Source organism: Methanosarcina horonobensis HB-1 = JCM 15518 (genome assembly GCF_000970285.1).
Taxonomy (GTDB): domain Archaea; phylum Halobacteriota; class Methanosarcinia; order Methanosarcinales; family Methanosarcinaceae; genus Methanosarcina; species Methanosarcina horonobensis.
This window is the reverse complement of sequence record NZ_CP009516.1, coordinates 3,176,927-3,193,179: the sequence shown is the minus strand read 5'-3', so window position 1 is coordinate 3,193,179 and position 16,253 is coordinate 3,176,927. Positions and strand designations below refer to the sequence as shown.

The 16,253-nt window shown below is 41.1% G+C and carries 12 protein-coding genes; 9 read left to right on the top strand and 3 right to left on the bottom strand.

Translation table 11 applies throughout. The features are described 5' to 3' along the window. The first annotated feature begins 184 nt into the window (after nt 1–184). Both MSHOH_RS13950 and MSHOH_RS13945 read left to right on the top strand, forming a co-directional pair. A complete protein-coding gene (locus tag MSHOH_RS13950) occupies nt 185–526 on the top strand; it encodes a hypothetical protein (RefSeq protein ID WP_239450982.1) in 342 nt (113 codons plus the stop codon). A gap of 370 nt (nt 527–896) precedes the next feature. Further along, entirely contained in the window at nt 897–1,322 is a 426-nt protein-coding gene (locus tag MSHOH_RS13945; RefSeq protein ID WP_204245328.1) for a hypothetical protein, read from the top strand. Between the two features lie 238 nt (nt 1,323–1,560). On the opposite strand, the gene MSHOH_RS13940 is transcribed toward MSHOH_RS13945, so the two are convergent. Further along, the gene (locus MSHOH_RS13940; RefSeq protein WP_048140479.1) at nt 1,561–2,811 is read right to left on the bottom strand and encodes an acyltransferase family protein; all 1,251 of its coding nucleotides are present in this window, start codon (nt 2,809–2,811) and stop codon (nt 1,561–1,563) included. Nucleotides 2,812–3,715: 904 nt separating this feature from the next. Here MSHOH_RS13940 and MSHOH_RS13935 point away from each other — a divergent pair. The 3 genes from MSHOH_RS13935 (at nt 3,716) to MSHOH_RS13925 (ending at nt 7,132) form a co-directional block, all read left to right on the top strand. After that, complete coding sequence (locus MSHOH_RS13935; protein WP_048140478.1) at nt 3,716–4,912, top strand: peptidase U32 family protein; 1,197 nt, start codon at nt 3,716–3,718, stop codon at nt 4,910–4,912. A gap of 377 nt (nt 4,913–5,289) precedes the next feature. After that, the gene (gene mch, locus MSHOH_RS13930; RefSeq protein ID WP_048140476.1) at nt 5,290–6,255 is read left to right on the top strand and encodes a methenyltetrahydromethanopterin cyclohydrolase; all 966 of its coding nucleotides are present in this window, start codon (nt 5,290–5,292) and stop codon (nt 6,253–6,255) included. Nucleotides 6,256–6,664: 409 nt separating this feature from the next. Further along, on the top strand, nt 6,665–7,132 hold the full coding sequence (locus MSHOH_RS13925) for a DUF2124 family protein (RefSeq protein ID WP_048140474.1): 468 nt from the start codon (nt 6,665–6,667) through the stop codon (nt 7,130–7,132). 102 nt (nt 7,133–7,234) lie between these two features. Here the strand turns inward: MSHOH_RS13925 and MSHOH_RS13920 are convergent, their stop codons facing one another. Together MSHOH_RS13920 and MSHOH_RS24380 are read right to left on the bottom strand one after the other, a co-directional pair. Continuing rightward, complete coding sequence (locus MSHOH_RS13920; protein ID WP_048140472.1) at nt 7,235–7,804, bottom strand: nitroreductase family protein; 570 nt, start codon at nt 7,802–7,804, stop codon at nt 7,235–7,237. Between the two features lie 171 nt (nt 7,805–7,975). Continuing rightward, entirely contained in the window at nt 7,976–8,275 is a 300-nt protein-coding gene (locus MSHOH_RS24380) for a hypothetical protein (protein ID WP_162197640.1), read from the bottom strand. Between the two features lie 201 nt (nt 8,276–8,476). Between MSHOH_RS24380 and MSHOH_RS13910 the strand changes: the two genes are divergently transcribed. The 4 genes from MSHOH_RS13910 (at nt 8,477) to MSHOH_RS13895 (ending at nt 16,243) form a co-directional block, all read left to right on the top strand. Beyond that, a complete protein-coding gene (locus tag MSHOH_RS13910) occupies nt 8,477–9,634 on the top strand; it encodes an LL-diaminopimelate aminotransferase (RefSeq protein ID WP_048140468.1) in 1,158 nt (385 codons plus the stop codon). Nucleotides 9,635–10,206: 572 nt separating this feature from the next. Next, nucleotides 10,207–10,968 carry a UPF0280 family protein gene (locus tag MSHOH_RS13905; protein ID WP_048140466.1) on the top strand — a complete coding sequence of 254 codons (762 nt, stop codon included), beginning with the start codon at nt 10,207–10,209 and terminating at the stop codon, nt 10,966–10,968. Between the two features lie 350 nt (nt 10,969–11,318). Continuing rightward, a complete protein-coding gene (locus MSHOH_RS13900; protein ID WP_048140464.1) occupies nt 11,319–13,976 on the top strand; it encodes a PocR ligand-binding domain-containing protein in 2,658 nt (885 codons plus the stop codon). 440 nt (nt 13,977–14,416) lie between these two features. After that, nucleotides 14,417–16,243 carry an aldehyde ferredoxin oxidoreductase family protein gene (locus MSHOH_RS13895; RefSeq protein ID WP_048140462.1) on the top strand — a complete coding sequence of 609 codons (1,827 nt, stop codon included), beginning with the start codon at nt 14,417–14,419 and terminating at the stop codon, nt 16,241–16,243. The last annotated feature ends 10 nt before the right edge of the window (nt 16,244–16,253 follow it).

The following is a 16,253-nucleotide window of genomic DNA, read 5'->3' as shown; positions in this document are numbered from 1 at the left end:
CACTTCATTTTCTTCTGTATTTCCACTCTATCTTTTCCTATACCTCTCTACATTCTGGTGAATTAATCATATTATAGTATTAATTATTCTCATAAATAGCTTATTATCGGTTCTAATTTCATACAATTGTTTATATTATAATCAATGGTATGGTTTAGCGATGAAAGAACGGTTCACTATCTCAATGGATGACGATCTTGTGTTATGGCTTGACAGATTATGCGATGAAAAAATATTTAGTAGTCGAAGTCATGGAATAGAGTTTTGTGTCAAGCAGATCAAAAAAATGAATATCGAGAAAGTTGTACTATTACATTGGGGCAAAGAAGATGTAGAGCCGGTTTTTTTATCAAAAAAGAATGCTCAAATTCTTGCCAGAATTTCTGGAGAATTAAATCTCAGTCCTGAAGATACCCTAGGAGTCCTTTTATATAAAGAATTGGAAAATGTAAGTAAAAATGCCCGCGAATCGGAAAAAGAGAAAGGAAATAAAGAAGAAAACCTTAGAAGAGTTTTTTTTGAATAATATGCGCAAATTAGTTTTAATTAATAGTGCACACTGAATCTTATTAAAAACATTATTTACGTCTTTCTTACTATCTGACGTCATATTATCCGGAAATCCGTTTTTCCGTTTTTCCAAGTTTTATATAACTTGTGATTTCTTAATTATTTTTATAATATTTAAAATTTTCTGGTGAAGTAAAGAGGCAAATTTGTTTGGTTTTATATCTTCAGTTAACTGATAGATTCGACAACAACTACTGTTATCATACTGAAACTGGTTCCTCACTCGGTTTTTGAATAGCTTCTCACTCAGGTTCTAAGTACTTTCAGCACGCTTGATTCTTTCTTATATGCCTAAAAGTAATTTATCTTCCGCAGGGAGGTAAATAATGTTTGTAAAAACACGTTGTCCGGTCTGTGGTAATGAAATATACCACGATATAAGCTTGTCCGCTCTGGAGCACCTGCAATTTGAAGGGGAGAAACAGGCTTGCAGGTATGTGATTGAAAATATCGAGGTAAAGGATTCCCTACCTGAAGAAGAGCTTGTTGGGAATATCCTGCAGGGCCTGCAAAAAATTATCCACGACGGAATTGAGATCGAAGTTCTGATAAAAATTCTGCAGGAAAATTATGGAGTCACAGAAACCTGCTGCATGGACCTTATAGAAAGAATTCGGCTTGATCTTGATATGTATTGTCCGGACAGAAAAAGGCTTTATTTTGCTGAGCCTGAAGAACCGGGAAGCTACGCGAAAAAAACGGCTTTTTACCTGGCTTTCGACTCATTTTCTGCCTATTTAATTTGTATTTAATCTTTAAATCAAAGTAACTAATTTCAAGGTATAATAAAACATCAATAGTGGATCACTTGATTACTAAAATATTCAAAAATTGGGTTTTCCAGAAGCGTTCCGGAAAGCCCAAAACGAGCTTAATTATTTGGATAACTCTTCTTCTACCTCTTCAGCCCCAGTTTCCAGTTCCTCTTTTTGCTGTGGGTCAAATTTCTGTGATCTTATTAACCTTGTTTACTCGTTTCCTTTACTATTCTCATTTATTGAAACCTATAATGGCCCTCATGTAAGGTAATTTCTTTCCGGGGAATTTCCTCGACGAGAAACTATTTTTCAGGTTTAATTCAATTTTTTGAATGTGATATGAAGTAAAGAATAACAGGGGAATGGCTACAAACAGCATAATAACATCACGTAAAATTGGAGAGTTTATGAAATTCGTTCCCGAATTCCACAGAACAAAAAAAGGTCTGTGAAATAAATAAACACAGTATGAAGATGTAGCAATATGCGTAAAAAAAGAACTTAAATAACGTGAAAATTTATCATTGATAAACCTCATAGCAAGCGAATACTCAAAAACGCAGAATATTATTATAAAGATATTAAGTAGCGCTGTGTCAATAATGAATTGTAAAAGAGGTGAATTGACACCCAGTAAGCCCGCTACACTGTCCATAATAGATCTTACTGTGAAAGAGCTAATTGTCCCGCTACCGTTATCAATAGTAACAGAAATTTTTGGGTCTAGAAACATTGAACTTCTCAATCCTAAAACAATTACCAGCACGAAAATAACCGGAAGAACTGCCAGCAGGATCTGAAAAAAAGATGTTTTGGGGGTTTTTACGGCTTTTTCAAACAGATTTTCTCTGCAGACAATGATTCCAAACATAAAGATTAGAAAAAACATGAAAAAACGGTGGTCAATAACATTGAAAGTTTTTGAGATTAAAAAAAAACCAGAGTATACGATAAGTGAGGAAAATAAAAGGCTCTTTGTACTCTTTGAGTACATGATAATAAACGGATAAATGGCATAGAAAATAACAATCAAGCCCACAAAATAGAGAGTTAACATAGGAGTAGCATAAGCCGGCGCAAGCAGGATTTGCAGTCCCAGTGCATGTACAAGTACATTATAAAAAGTAAACACATTATCTGAGTTAGGAAATACAAAGCCTGAATCTAACCTGGGAGCAAGTACGTAAAATATCATTACAAAGATGGCGAGTGCAGACCAGTAAAGAGGATAGATTCTGAGAAGCCTTTTTTTGTAAAAATCAAACACATTTTCAAGTGAGTTTATCGAGTAGTTGTTATAATATAGAAGGTATCCACTCATAAATATAAAGAGTCCCAAACCCATGTTTGCAAAATAAGGATCAAAAGCATAGAGTGCTAACTTGCTATATTTAGAAAACAAATAGCTACTCAAATGAGCGGGAATAATCATAATTATTGCTAATGCCCTTAAAAAGTCAAATGCAATTATTTTGTTTTTCATTATATCGATCCCTACATGTGTTTACAATTGTCCCAGAAGTTTATTTTCATAAAAATTTTTATGAGATAAAAATTTAAGCTAATTTCAGTGCTGGCTAATGGTTCCAAGCTTTAGCTTTAAGCATAGAACAAAAATTAAATATATAATATTTGCGAAATGTTACTTGATCTTAATCGGCTAAAAAAATGCTATTATTTGTAACACACTTTTTTCATAAATTTTAGTATCTGTTAATCGGGTAGATTTTAAGCGCATGAACATTGAAGCACAGTAGATATTGAAATCTAATTGAAAATAAAAACAATCAGATATTGCAATACCTTAAGGAGTATAAACATATTAACATGAGACAAAAAAGCGGATCTCTTGGGTTAAGATTTCATCAGGTAAACGTGTTCGAAATCAAGTATTTGTTTTAAACAAACCAAGAGTCACAATAAAATAAAAATTACTCTACGATTTGGACAAACAAAAACAATTTTTTTCTTTAAAAGGAAAAAAATAGAAAAAAATATTGATAAATTCTGAGATATGGTCGTCGGCATTTTTTAATGCACTTACGGTTTATGTTTATTCTTCTCCCATTTCCTTGCGGAATTCCACATAGTCTCTTTCGACTTCTTCGAGTTCGTATTCCATTTAATATACCCCCATATTTGAGATATTAACAATCTTTACTTGTTTCTATAGTCTGTACGCTAAATTAATCTCTAATTAATTTGACTTCATCCCCATTTTGAAAAATGCAGTACGCTTATATATAGTTTTCCGTTAACCAGTTATCCTTTAACTAAATGGAAAAAGTTTACATTTCTTACTGTTATTTGTTGGACTGATAAATGTAGGTAAGTAATAAAATGCAATAAAGATATTTTTAAATCGGAGTTCAGGCATTCCCTCTCTCATGTACAATAGTCCAGGCCCGGAACTCATAATGGGCATCAGGAACCTTGCAGGGCTTGAAGCCTGTTATAAGTATGCCGACGCTGTCTATTTCTCAACTGATAAGCTCAGCCTGAGGGCAAAAGCAAAAGACGTCACTCTTGAAAACCTTGAAAAGTTTGTCTCTGAGGTTAAAGCACGGGGGTTAAAAGCCTATCTGGCTGTGAATTCAACAGTAAACGAAGACAGGCTTGAGGAAGCAGACCATGTGATAGCTGCAGCCGCAAAAGCCAGAGTAAATGCAGTTATTGCCTGGGACCCGGCTGTTATCCTGAAAGCGCGCAAAGCCGGACTCAGGACCCATATCTCCACACAGGCAAATGTAACAAATCATGAAACTGCAGAGTTTTACAGAACCCTTGGTGCAGAACGTATAGTGCTTTCAAGGGAACTTTCCTTAGAAGAAATCCGGAAAATCAGGCAGCAGACAGAGATACAGGTCGAAACTTTCGTTCACGGTGCTATGTGTATGGCAGTTTCGGGAAGGTGCCACCTGTCTGCATATGTCCTTGGAAAATCCGGAAACTGCGGGGAGTGCACCCAGCCCTGCCGCTGGGAGTGGGAGCTTCACGGAGAAAACGATCTTGTCATGCAAAGCAGGGGAAAATACCTCCTCAGTGCAAAAGACTTATGTATGATAGAATATATTCCGGCACTCCTTGAAGCCGGAATAGATGCATTTAAAGTAGAAGGGAGGCTGCGCGACCCGGGATATCTGGAAGTAGTCTCGCGCTGCTACAGGGAAGCAATAGATGCCTGCAAAGAAGGCACTTATACCCGCGAAAAAGCAGACACGTGGAGATCCGGGTTAGCTGCTGTGTATAACAGGGGCTTTTCTACCGGATTTTACTTCGGAGTTCCCGGTCTGGAAGGTTTCTCTCCTGAAAAAGGCATGAATGCATCGGAAAAGAAACGCAGGGCTGTGGGAATTGTTGAAAACTATTACCCCAAAAAGCAGGCTGCGGCGATAAAACTTCTTGAAGGAGGGCTTGCAACAGGAGATGAAATCCTGATAGAAGGAAACACTACTTATCTAAAGCAGCAAGTCAGCTCCCTTATGAAAAAGGGCATAAACCTGCAAACAGCCGAAAAAGGGGATGAGGTCGGGCTTGCCGTTGATAGGGCGGTTCGAAAAAATGACCGAATCTTTATAATCTGATTGATTGTATTATCCGGTAAACTAGTATTGTTTTATTAAAATATTATAACAGTATCTATATATTGGATTCTTCCTTATACGGATAGCAAATTCGGGAAACAACCTAAGCGAGTTGGCTTAGTTATTCAGTACCTGGCTGTTCAGTACCCGGTTATTCGGTACTCAATTATTCGAGATGGTACTTAGTTATCCGATAGAATACTCATCTGGCAGGACAAACTTCCAGCCGGGGAAATTAGCTTGATTGGTAGCCAGCCGTCTGATTAAAGTGATCAACAGTTTGGTATGCAGTCAAACTTTTGTCTGTAAACAATCTCAATAAACGGTTTCGATGAACTTGGATAAAAAATTTTCAGATCGACAAATAAGGTGATATTTTGATAAGCGTCAACGAAATGGGCTCATACGTCATCGAAGAGATGCTCGACTGGAGTGAAGACCTGAAAACGGAAGTAACCAAACTTGAAAATGGTGCCACAATCATTGACTGTGGAGTTAAAGCCGAAGGCGGATATGAAGCCGGAATGTACCTGGCAAGACTCTGCCTTGCTGACCTTGCTGACCTTAAATACAGCACCTTTGACCTCAACGGCATCAACTGGCCTGCCATCCAGGTAGCAACCGACAACCCTGTAATTGCCTGTATGGCTTCCCAGTACGCAGGCTGGAGAATCTCTGTAGGGGGCTACTTCGGGATGGGCTCAGGTCCTGCACGTGCACTCGGCTTAAAGCCCAAAGAGCTCTACGAAGAAATCGGGTACGAGGATGATTTTGAAGCTGCTGTCCTTGTCATGGAATCCGACAAGCTTCCTGATGAAAAAGTGGTCGAGTACATTGCAAAACACTGCAGTGTAGACCCCGAAAATGTGATGATCGCTGTTGCACCTACAGCTTCCATTGCAGGCTCTGTCCAGATCTCAGCCCGTGTCGTCGAAACCGGTATTCACAAATTCGAATCCATAGGCTTTGACATCAACTGTATCAAGAGCGGGTACGGAATTGCCCCAATAGCCCCTATTGTCGGAAACGATGTCCAGTGCATGGGCTCAACCAATGACTGTGTGATATACTGCGGCGAGACCAACTACACCGTCCGCTTCGAAGGCGAACTGGCTGAACTCGAGGATTTCGTAAAGAAAGTTCCCTCAACAACTTCAAGCGATTTCGGAAAGCCCTTCTACCAGACCTTCAAGGCAGCGAACTTTGACTTCTTTAAAGTTGACGCAGGTATGTTCGCCCCTGCAAGGGTAACGGTAAACGATCTCAAGAGCACAAAGACTATTTCGAGCGGCGGGCTTTATCCTGAAATTCTGCTCGAATCCTTCGGAATCAGGAAAGTTTGAGAGGGCATTTGCCTTTTCTTATTTTTCTTTTGTTTTTCTGCTCTTTTTTCTTACTTTTGGTCTTTCTTTCCCGGCCAGAGAAACACTTACTTTGACCTCGGAATTGTTTTTAATCTAAAATTGTTTTTTAATCTAATCTTCATAGAGAGCCCATGTCAGCTCGTCTGTCGCTTATTCTATAAAAGAAAAAGTGGATGAAGAAGTGAAAAGAAAACTTTATAGAGGGTATTTTTCAGATAGAGTAATTCTGGCTTTAAACTCAACTTATTTATGGGAATGTTACCAATCTTATTGTGAAAGTAGATTTTGTGCTACAAAGAAAGTTGATAATACAAGAAAGTGGTCAAAAAACAGGATTTGTATTTGTATTAGAGATTAATAAGGAGAGATCAATAAGGAGAAGAGTTTCATGCCGATAATAAATACCTCTCAGGGAGTAGGAGGCATCCTGAATAGTTTCAAGAGTCTCATGGATGGAGTAGAAAAGATTACTTTTGTTGGAACCCCCGGCTTTTGTACACCCTTTGCCGAACTTCTTGGTTTTGTGGTAAGGGACCGGAAACTTGTTTTTGTTCCCAATCTTGACTTTGAAAAAGCCAGATCAATCTCAATGGCTCCCGAAGGAATGCAGCTTGGAGAACCTGCAGATGCCCATGCAGGTGCTGTTGTCCTGCTCGGCGGGCTTGCAATGCCAAAGATCGGCACCGCGCCTGAAAAAGCTCGAGAAATTGCAGAAAAGGTTCTCGAGGGTTCAGAGAAACGAAAAGTTATCGGAGTCTGTTTCCAGTCTATGTTTATGCAGCAAAAATGGGACGAAGTTATCAGTTTTGATTATATTATCAATGCAGACCTGGCTGTAGAGGTGCTTGAAAGCTGAAACTGGATACTGCAAAAAGCAGGAAATAGAAAAATTACACTGCTTGAAGCAGTTTACTTTGCTGTTTAAAGTGACTTCTCAACCAATTCTTTTCGGTTAAGATTATCTGATGTATGTGATGAGGTTTGGCTTCCTCCTGTCCGGTACATTGACAACTGTAGCTTTCTTATACCCGAGCACAGCCGAACAGTAAGGTCTGTAGCCCTCAGGTATTTTCAGTTGTTTTCTCAGTTCGGACCCCTCTGAGGAATAAAATGCTAACAGGACAAAGAAAATCCAGCACGATCCCAGCCCTATTGACTCTGCGGCTAGCAGCAAATTCTGAGTAGCTGCAGCGCAGTCTGCCTCGAGAGGTACGGGGGCATGCTCATTGCCGGAGACCATGATCAGTGTCGGTGCACCATATAAGCAATTGAACTTTTCGTTTTTTCCCAGTTTCCTTAAATGTTCCATTTCCATTTGCTTAGCAACTTCTTTGGCTGCAAGGTTCAGTCTGTCCAGCAGTTCCCTGTTTTGAACTACTGTAAAATGCCACGACTGATCCCCGGCATTAGGAGCATACAAACCTGCTTCCAGTACCGCCTGTAATTCTTCTTCCCTGATCTGCTCGTCTTTAAAACTTCTGATACTCCTGCGCTGTTTAATGGTTTTTAAAGTCTCATTGACGATCATCTAATCGTCCCTCCGTGGTTTTGATTCATAAGAAAAGTGCGTACACCCTATTGTAAATGCCACCAGGTTTTCTTCGTTTGTTTTTCTCTGTGATTTTTAAGACAGTAATTGTTATATAGTAATGCTAAACCTTATTACTTTTATATTACCACTTTTAAGTATGTGATCACATCAGGGTTTACTTTCGTCATCCGGTGCTAAGATGTAAACTACAACTGCAATCAATAGGGCAGGAGATGTCAGGAGCCATAATAGCATGCTGAGTAAATTTGTCATAAATATTAAACCTCCAGAAGATTCGGCTCCCTCACCATTACTTAGCAAAAATGGAAAAGTAACATCAGTCGTTTTTGTAAGATTAAGATCCAGGTAATAATAGACATTAAGTGGGACTCCAAATACCATTTCTATAGTTAGAATAAATAATTCGGATACAATGAAACTCAAAATAGCAGTTTTAATTTTCGACACATTACAAAAGTTTACAATCATACTTTATAAAAGTTTTCAACTTTGCATTTTTTCCTGCGAAGTCAATAATATCCAGTCCTTTAATTCCCGGTCCGTTTAATGATCTGATTTTTCTCTCATCATCCCATACCTTTTAATATCCCCACTGCCGTAATTATGCAGAATTACATACTGTAAATTCATATTCAGGTGACTTTTCCAATGTATTCAGACCGCATAAACTCATTACCCCCATACCTTTTTGCAGCTATCGATGAATCAAAGGACGAAATGATTGCTAAGGGAGTGGACGTAATAGACCTTGGCGTGGGAGATCCCGACCTGCCGACACACCCGCACATTGTTGAGGCCATGCAGAAGGCTGTCTGCGACCCTAAGACGCATCAGTATCCTTCTTATGCCGGGATGCCCGAGTTCAGGAAGGCTGCGGCTGAATGGTGCAAGAAATACAAAGGAATAAAGCTTGACCCTGCAACCGAAGTCCTTTCCCTGATAGGGTCAAAGGAGGCTGTGGCCCATATCCCGCTCGCTTTTGTCAACCCCGGAGATATCGTACTTTATACAGATCCCGGGTATCCTGTATATAAGATCGGGACTCTTTTTGCGGGTGGGGAACCGTATCCACTGCCCTTGAAGGCTGAAAATAACTTCCTGCCTGACCTGGACTCAATCCCGGCAGACGTCCTGAAGAAGGCAAAACTCTTCTTCTTCAACTACCCGAACAACCCCACTGCAGCAACTGCTGATATGGCGTTCTTCGAGAAAGTCGTTGAATTTTGCAAGAAAAACAATATCATTGCCGTGCACGACAACGCCTACTGCCAGATGGTCTATGACGGATACGAGGCTCCTTCTTTCCTTGCTGCTGAAGGGGCAATGGACATTGGAATAGAACTTTACTCCCACTCAAAAACCTATAACATGACCGGCTGGAGGCTCGGGTTTGCCGTAGGAAACAAAGCTCTCATAAAGGGTCTCGGAAAAGTTAAGTCCAATGTTGACTCCGGCGTCTTTGATGCAATCCAGATTGCAGGTATTGCAGCCCTTTCATCATCCCAGGACTGTGTTGATGAAACTAACAAAATCTACGAAGAGAGGCGGGACGCTCTTATTGAAGGGCTCACTGCAATGGGCCTTGAGGTAAAGCCGCCAAAAGCCACCTTCTACATCTGGGCTCCGGTCCCGAAAGGCTTTACCTCAATCAGTTTTGCAAAACTCCTGCTCGAAGAAGCCGGAATCGTTGCAACCCCGGGTGTGGGCTTTGGAGAAGCCGGTGAAGGCTACATCAGGTTCGCCCTTACAAAGTCGGTCGAAAGGATCAAAGAAGCTGTGGAAAGGATGAAAAAGCTGCAGTTCTAACTGCAATTTAATCCGGAAAACAACTTAGACCGGGCATAAAGTAAATTAAAAAATCAAGAAATCAAAGTGGGCGGCAAGTTTGAAAAAGCCGCCAAAAATCTCTTTTTTGATCAAAACTTTCGAATTGTGATTCTTGTCACGCTCGACGCAGGAGAGCGGCCTTTCTCAAAAAGCAGAGAAAAACATAGAAAATGAATATTTAAAATAAAACTCAGAGAGTGAAAGCAATAATAACCGCAAGTTTTCTAGAAGTTAAAATGAAACCGACAAAAACTTGAAAGAACTCAAATGAAACAGGACAAAACTATACTTTAAAAAATATTTTTTCGCCCTTATTTCTTTACTTCATTAATTTGCAAATTTCTTCTTTCTTCTCTTTCTGCTTTTTGAGAAGGGCCGCCAGACAAGCTGGCGGAGGTTTCCAGTACAGTGTGAACTTAAAAGCCCTTTAAGGGAAATAGAATATTTTCCTGACCTATATCTCAGTGCTGGTGTACAAGTTTTTTTATCAGACTGGCAGGTCATTTCAGAAAAGCATTTCTTTTTTAAGCAATAAATCCATGTAGACCAACATGCCAGAACCCGCGAGAGAATTTGCTAAAGAACCTGCCAGAACTCCTATAAAAGAACACTTTCAGCTTAAGGAGACCATAGTTACTATCTCCGCCTATGATCAGGCTCACATAGAAGCCGCAAAAGAAGCTATTCGGATCCACAGGGCAGTCCTTGAAACTTACATTCTTTCAGACCCTTATTTCCAGTTCACTCTCGAACCCTACGAATTCCCGAAAAATGCTCCTGAAGTAGTTAGGAGAATGATAAAAGCAGGAAACACAATGGGAATAGGACCAATGAGTGCGGTTGCCGGCACAATCTCTGCCCTTGCGGTAGAAGCTATGGTAAAAGCCGGAGCAAAATATGCCATAGTTGATAACGGCGGGGATATTGCACTTATAAATGACAGGCCTGTTATTGTCGGGATCTATGCAGGGCAGTCACCTATCAAAAACCTGGGGCTTATATTCGAACCGCGTGACTCTATAACAGGTGTATGCACTTCAGCAGGGACGGTAGGCCCTTCGATAAGCTTCGGAATGGCAGATGCGGCTGCAGTGTTTTCTGATGATGTTTCCCTTGCAGATGCGGCTGCAACTGCACTTGGAAATGAAGTGGGAATAGGAAAGGAATCAGTAGAGGCATCTTTCAAGGCTGTAAAAGGGATTCCGGGAATAAAAGGCGCACTCGCGATCCAGGGGGAATACATGGGCATGTGGGGAGAGTTGCCAGAGATTACGAGGGCGGATGTCAGGTACGAATATATCACCAAAGCATGAGTACTCATGAAGCTCTCAGATACTTTTTACAGCTAAGCTGATTCTTTTTAAGATACTGAACAAAAACAGTTTTTTGGTTGAATTTATGATATCATGAGGGCACAAATATTAATATATGATTGATTTTATTTAGGACAAAACATTTAATTGATTGGCTGATCGATTCTTTTTTTAATATATTATGCAATGCGTTTTGCTTAATCAGTTAAGGGTTTCAAAAAAGTTTCCGGGGATCAAAATCATAGTCTCAAAAATGATGGTGGCTAACACAGATCGTAGTTCCTGATGCAGCACTAACACTTAATCAAACACAGTCTCGCAAAGTTACATTTTATAGTTGGGGGTCCTGAATGAAAGAAAAACCAAGAAAGTCTGGTACTGATATTACTGATATTATTGTGGATAAGTGCGCAAAAGAGGAGCTGAACCAGACTGAGCAGCACATCAGGCTGAGACCGGAGAGCACCCCTTCGCCTTCTCGGGAGATGACAAACCTGGAACTTGCTGATATTATTAATGTTCAGGCAGTCCAGTCCATCATGGATGATTTTTATAAATTTGCTCACATTACCATGGCCTTACTTGATCTTAAAGGCAATGTTCTGATAGGTGTTGGATGGCAGGACATCTGTACCATATTTCATAGGGTTCATCCCGAAACCTGCAGGCACTGCGTAGAAAGTGATACAAAGCTGTCCACAGGCGTTCTTCCGGGAGAGTTTAAGCTCTACAGGTGCAAAAACAATCTGTGGGACATAGTAACCCCTATCATTGTTGATGGCCATCACATCGGCAATATCTTTTCAGGTCAGTTCTTTTTTGAAGACGAGCCTCTGGACTATGAGCTTTTTCGATCTCAGGCTAGAAAATATGGTTTCAATGAAGAGGAATACATAGCAGCTTTAGAAAAAGTTCCACGGCTGAGCAGAGAAACTGTTGAAAATAGCATGTCTTTCTTCATGAAACTTGCCAACATGCTCTCACAGCTAAGCCACAGTAACATCAAATTAGCCCAATCGCTGGAGGAACGCAATAATCTACTGGAAGCACTGCAGGAGAGCGAAAAACGTGAACGAGCTCGCTCTAAAGAATTGGAAACCGTATTAGATGCCGTACCTGTTGCTGTGTTTATAACACACGATCCCCAGGTGCGTCAGCTAACTGGTAACCGTCTCTCCTATGAATGGCTACGGGTTCCTGTGGGTACGAACTTTTCCAAGTCAGCTCCTGAAAGAGATAAACCGGAGTTTTTTAAGTTATTCAAGGACGGGAAGGAGATCCCACCTGAAAAGATGCCGTCGCAGATGGCAGCTGCAGGTAGAGAGATAAAGGACTGCGAGCTGGATATCGTATCTGCTGACGGCAATTTACGACATGTATTGGGCAATGCCAGACCTTTACGTGATGAACAAGAGAACCTGCGCGGATCTGTTTCTGCATTCATAGATATTACAGAGCGCAAAAAAGCTGAAGAAGCATTGATTAGGAGTGAAAACAAATTCCGTACATTGGCTGAGAATTCTCCTGATGTGATTGCCCGATATGACAGACAAATGCGTTACATGTATGTTAATCCTGCTGTTGCGGAACCTTCCGGTTACCTTCCAGAAGAGATCATAGGAAAAATTAGCAGTGAACTGGGAATGGACCCTGAGACAGTAAAGTTCTGGGAAGAACATATTGAAAACGTTTTTACCACAGGCAAACCCGAAGAAATAGAATATAATTATAGGTCACCTCTAGGAAAAGAATACTATTTTAATACCAGAATAGTACCGGAGTTTGCTGATGGCGAAGTGATTTCAGCTCTTGCCATTTCACGGGACATTACGGATATAAAGAAAGCGGAAGCCAGGTCGAAAGAAACACTTGATAATCTGGAAAAACTGGTTGAAGAAAGGACCGCAGAGCTTGAGAAGGCTTATAATTCGTTAAAAGAAAGTGAAAAGGGCCTTGCTGAAGCCCAGAAAATGGCTCACATTGGAAACTGGGAATGGGATATTGCAGCTGACAAAGCATACTGGTCTGAGGAGATGTATCGTATATTCGGACGAGATCCCAAAAAATTGGCACCTCCTTACAATGAGTATCTAAGTTACATACGTCCCAATGACCGAGACTGTTTTGATACTACCGCCAAGAGAGCTGTAAATGGAAAATCTTACAGTATTGAATATAGGATTGTCCGGGATAATGGAGAAGAACGTACAATCTATATGCAATCCCATGTTATCTTTGATGAAAAAAATACTCCTGTTCGAATAAAAGGAATAATTCAGGATATTACTGACCGTAAAAAAGCTGAAAAAGCCCTGATGAACCTTGAGACTGCCCGTAAAAAAGAAATTCATCACAGGATCAAAAATAATCTTCAGGTTATCTCTTCTCTCCTGGATCTCCAGGCTGAAAATCTCAGCAACAGGCAGTGTATTACAGACTCTGATGTCCTCAACGCTTTTCGAGAAAGTCAGGACAGGATAATGTCTATTGCCCTGATTCATGAAGAACTGCATGAAGGCGGAGGAGACAATACACTGTACTTCTCACCGTACCTTGAAAAGCTCGTTGAGAACCTTTTCCAGACATACCGCCTCGGAAATGTCGATATTAGCTTAAGCATGGATCTTGAAGAAAATATTTTCTTTGACATGGATACAGCTGTTCCGTTAGGGATAATTGTCAATGAACTTGTTTCCAACTCCTTAAAACATGCATTTACAGGCAGGAGCAAAGGTGAGATTCGAATCAAACTCTATGAAGAAGAAAGAGTTAGAGAAGGAAAAGTCAAAAATGAATCGGGTGATAACAAAAAGCAAATAGCTGGAAAAGGTACGAAGTATACCCTGATTGTCTCGGATAACGGAGTTGGCATTCCAGAAAATACTGATCTGGAAAGTTCAGACACACTCGGCCTGCAGCTTGTAAATATCCTGGTAGATCAGTTAAACGGTGAAATAGAGATAAAAAGGGATAGAGGTACCGAGTTCATTATAAAAATCAATGTGTAGCAGGGCTATTCAGAACGTCCGGTTGACAGAAAAAAATAAGATGTCTCTACGCCTCGAATTAAAATAAAATTGTACCTGATAATACTCATTCTCCAGTGGTTGTTCTCTTATTCCTGGGCTATTATGTGACCGATAAAGACCTGATAAAGCTAAATTTACAATTTTCCACGAACTCCGTAACTCAAGATAAGGGAAATACTTGTGTAAATTACCCGAGGGCGCCTTGCAGCTCAGTTTTTTATGTAAACACTTTTATAAAGGAACCCCTACATAATTAAATACTATTAAAATTCATTTCATTCAGACCAGTATCTTAAACTTAATCCGGCAGACTCTTTTTTAAACCCTGCTTGGAACATTAGAATTGGGGAATAGAGCCGGACACCGAAGGATATCATTATTGGAAAAAGCTAAAAACATACTTTTGGAGGAGACTATCTATGTTAGGGGGCTATGCAGGAAAAATTCTTGATGTTAATCTTGAAACCGGAGAGCTTAAAGATAAAACGCTGGACGAAGGGATTCTGAGGATGTACCTTGGAGGAAAAGGGCTTGGCCTGAAACTCATATATGACGAGTTCAGGGACGATATGCAGCCCTTTGACCCGGATAACCTCCTTGTTTTTGCTACAGGTCCTGCTACCGGGGCAAGAGTGCCAACGAGCGGGCGTTACCATATTCTTACAAGCAAGTCCCCGCTCACAGGAGCAGTAGGGAGCGGGAACTCTGGAGGGAAATGGGGACCTTACCTGAAATTTGCAGGTTACGATGCAGTAGTTGTCAGGGGTATCTCGGAGAAACCCGTTTATCTGACCATTATAAATGGAAAGGCTGAACTTGTTGAGGCTCCCGATATATGGGGCATGACCGTAACCGCAGTTACGCAAGAACTGCTCGACAGGGTGGGGACAGACCCAAAGAAAACCTCCATTGCCTGTATAGGGCCAGCCGGTGAGAACCTGATCTCCTTTGCCTGTATAATGAACGATGAATACAGGACAGCAGGCAGGACCGGCTCAGGGGCTGTTATGGGCAGCAAGAAACTGAAAGCAATCTTAGTTTCCGGGAACCAGAGGCAGAAATCCGCAAACCCGGAGATGCTTGTTGAAAAGGTTACAGAGTCAATGAGCCTTATCAGGGAAAATCCGGTTACCGGCCCCAAAGGAGGTCTTCACGTTTACGGAACTGCAGTCCTTGTGAACATAGTAAATGCACACGGTGCATACTCTTCGAGGAACTTCCAGCAAAGCTATTTCCCAGAAGCTGATGAACAGAGCGGAGAACGGCTTACTGCAACCTATCTCGTAGGCACTACAGGCTGCTGGGGCTGCCCGATTGTCTGCGGAAGAAAGTCCGTGGTTCCTGAAGGACCTTTCAATGTGAAGTATACCGAAGGTCCGGAATATGAGACTATTTTTGCCCTGGGCTCCAACTGCGGAGTAAAAGAGCTTGATGCCGTTGTGAAAGCAAACCATTTCTGTAATGAGTTCGGGATAGATACGATTTCCATGGGAGGGACAATTGCCTGCGCTATGGAGCTTGTCGAGAAAGGAAAAATTCCTGAAGAAAGACTGCTGGGCCTGAACCTGAGGTTCGGGGATGCCGGAGCAATGGTTGAGTGTATCTGGAGGACAGCATACAAGGCAGGGTTCGGAGCTGATCTTGCACTTGGTTCAAGAAAACTTGCAGAAAAATATCATTCTCCGGAATATGCAATAAACGTTAAAGGTATGGAACTGCCGGCTTATGACCCGCGTCCGATCCAGGGAATAGGGCTTGAGTATGCAACATCAAACCGCGGAGGAGACCACGTTTACGGTTATACCATTCCATCCGAGATCCTTGGAATTCCTGAGAAGCGGGATCCCTATTCGACGGAAGGGAAACCTGAATGGACAATTTTCATGCAGGATATGGTCTCTGTAATTAACTCAACCGTCATCTGCCTCTTTACTAGCTTTGCCCTCTGGCTCCCTCAATATGCAGGAATGCTTCAAGCTATCACAGGCATGGAACTTGACCCTGATAAACTGCTTAAGATAGGAGAGAGAATCACAAACCTTGAACGTATGATGAACAACAGGTATGGCTTTAATAGAACACAGGATGTCCTGCCAAGGCGCCTCATAACAGAATCAACTCCTGCAGGGCCTTCCAAAGGGCAGATCTCTCATGTGCCTGATATGATCGACAAATATTATGAACTCAGAGGCTGGGTTGATGGAGTACCAACTGAAGAAAAGCTGAGGGAACTCGAAATTGCCTGATGGAGAATGC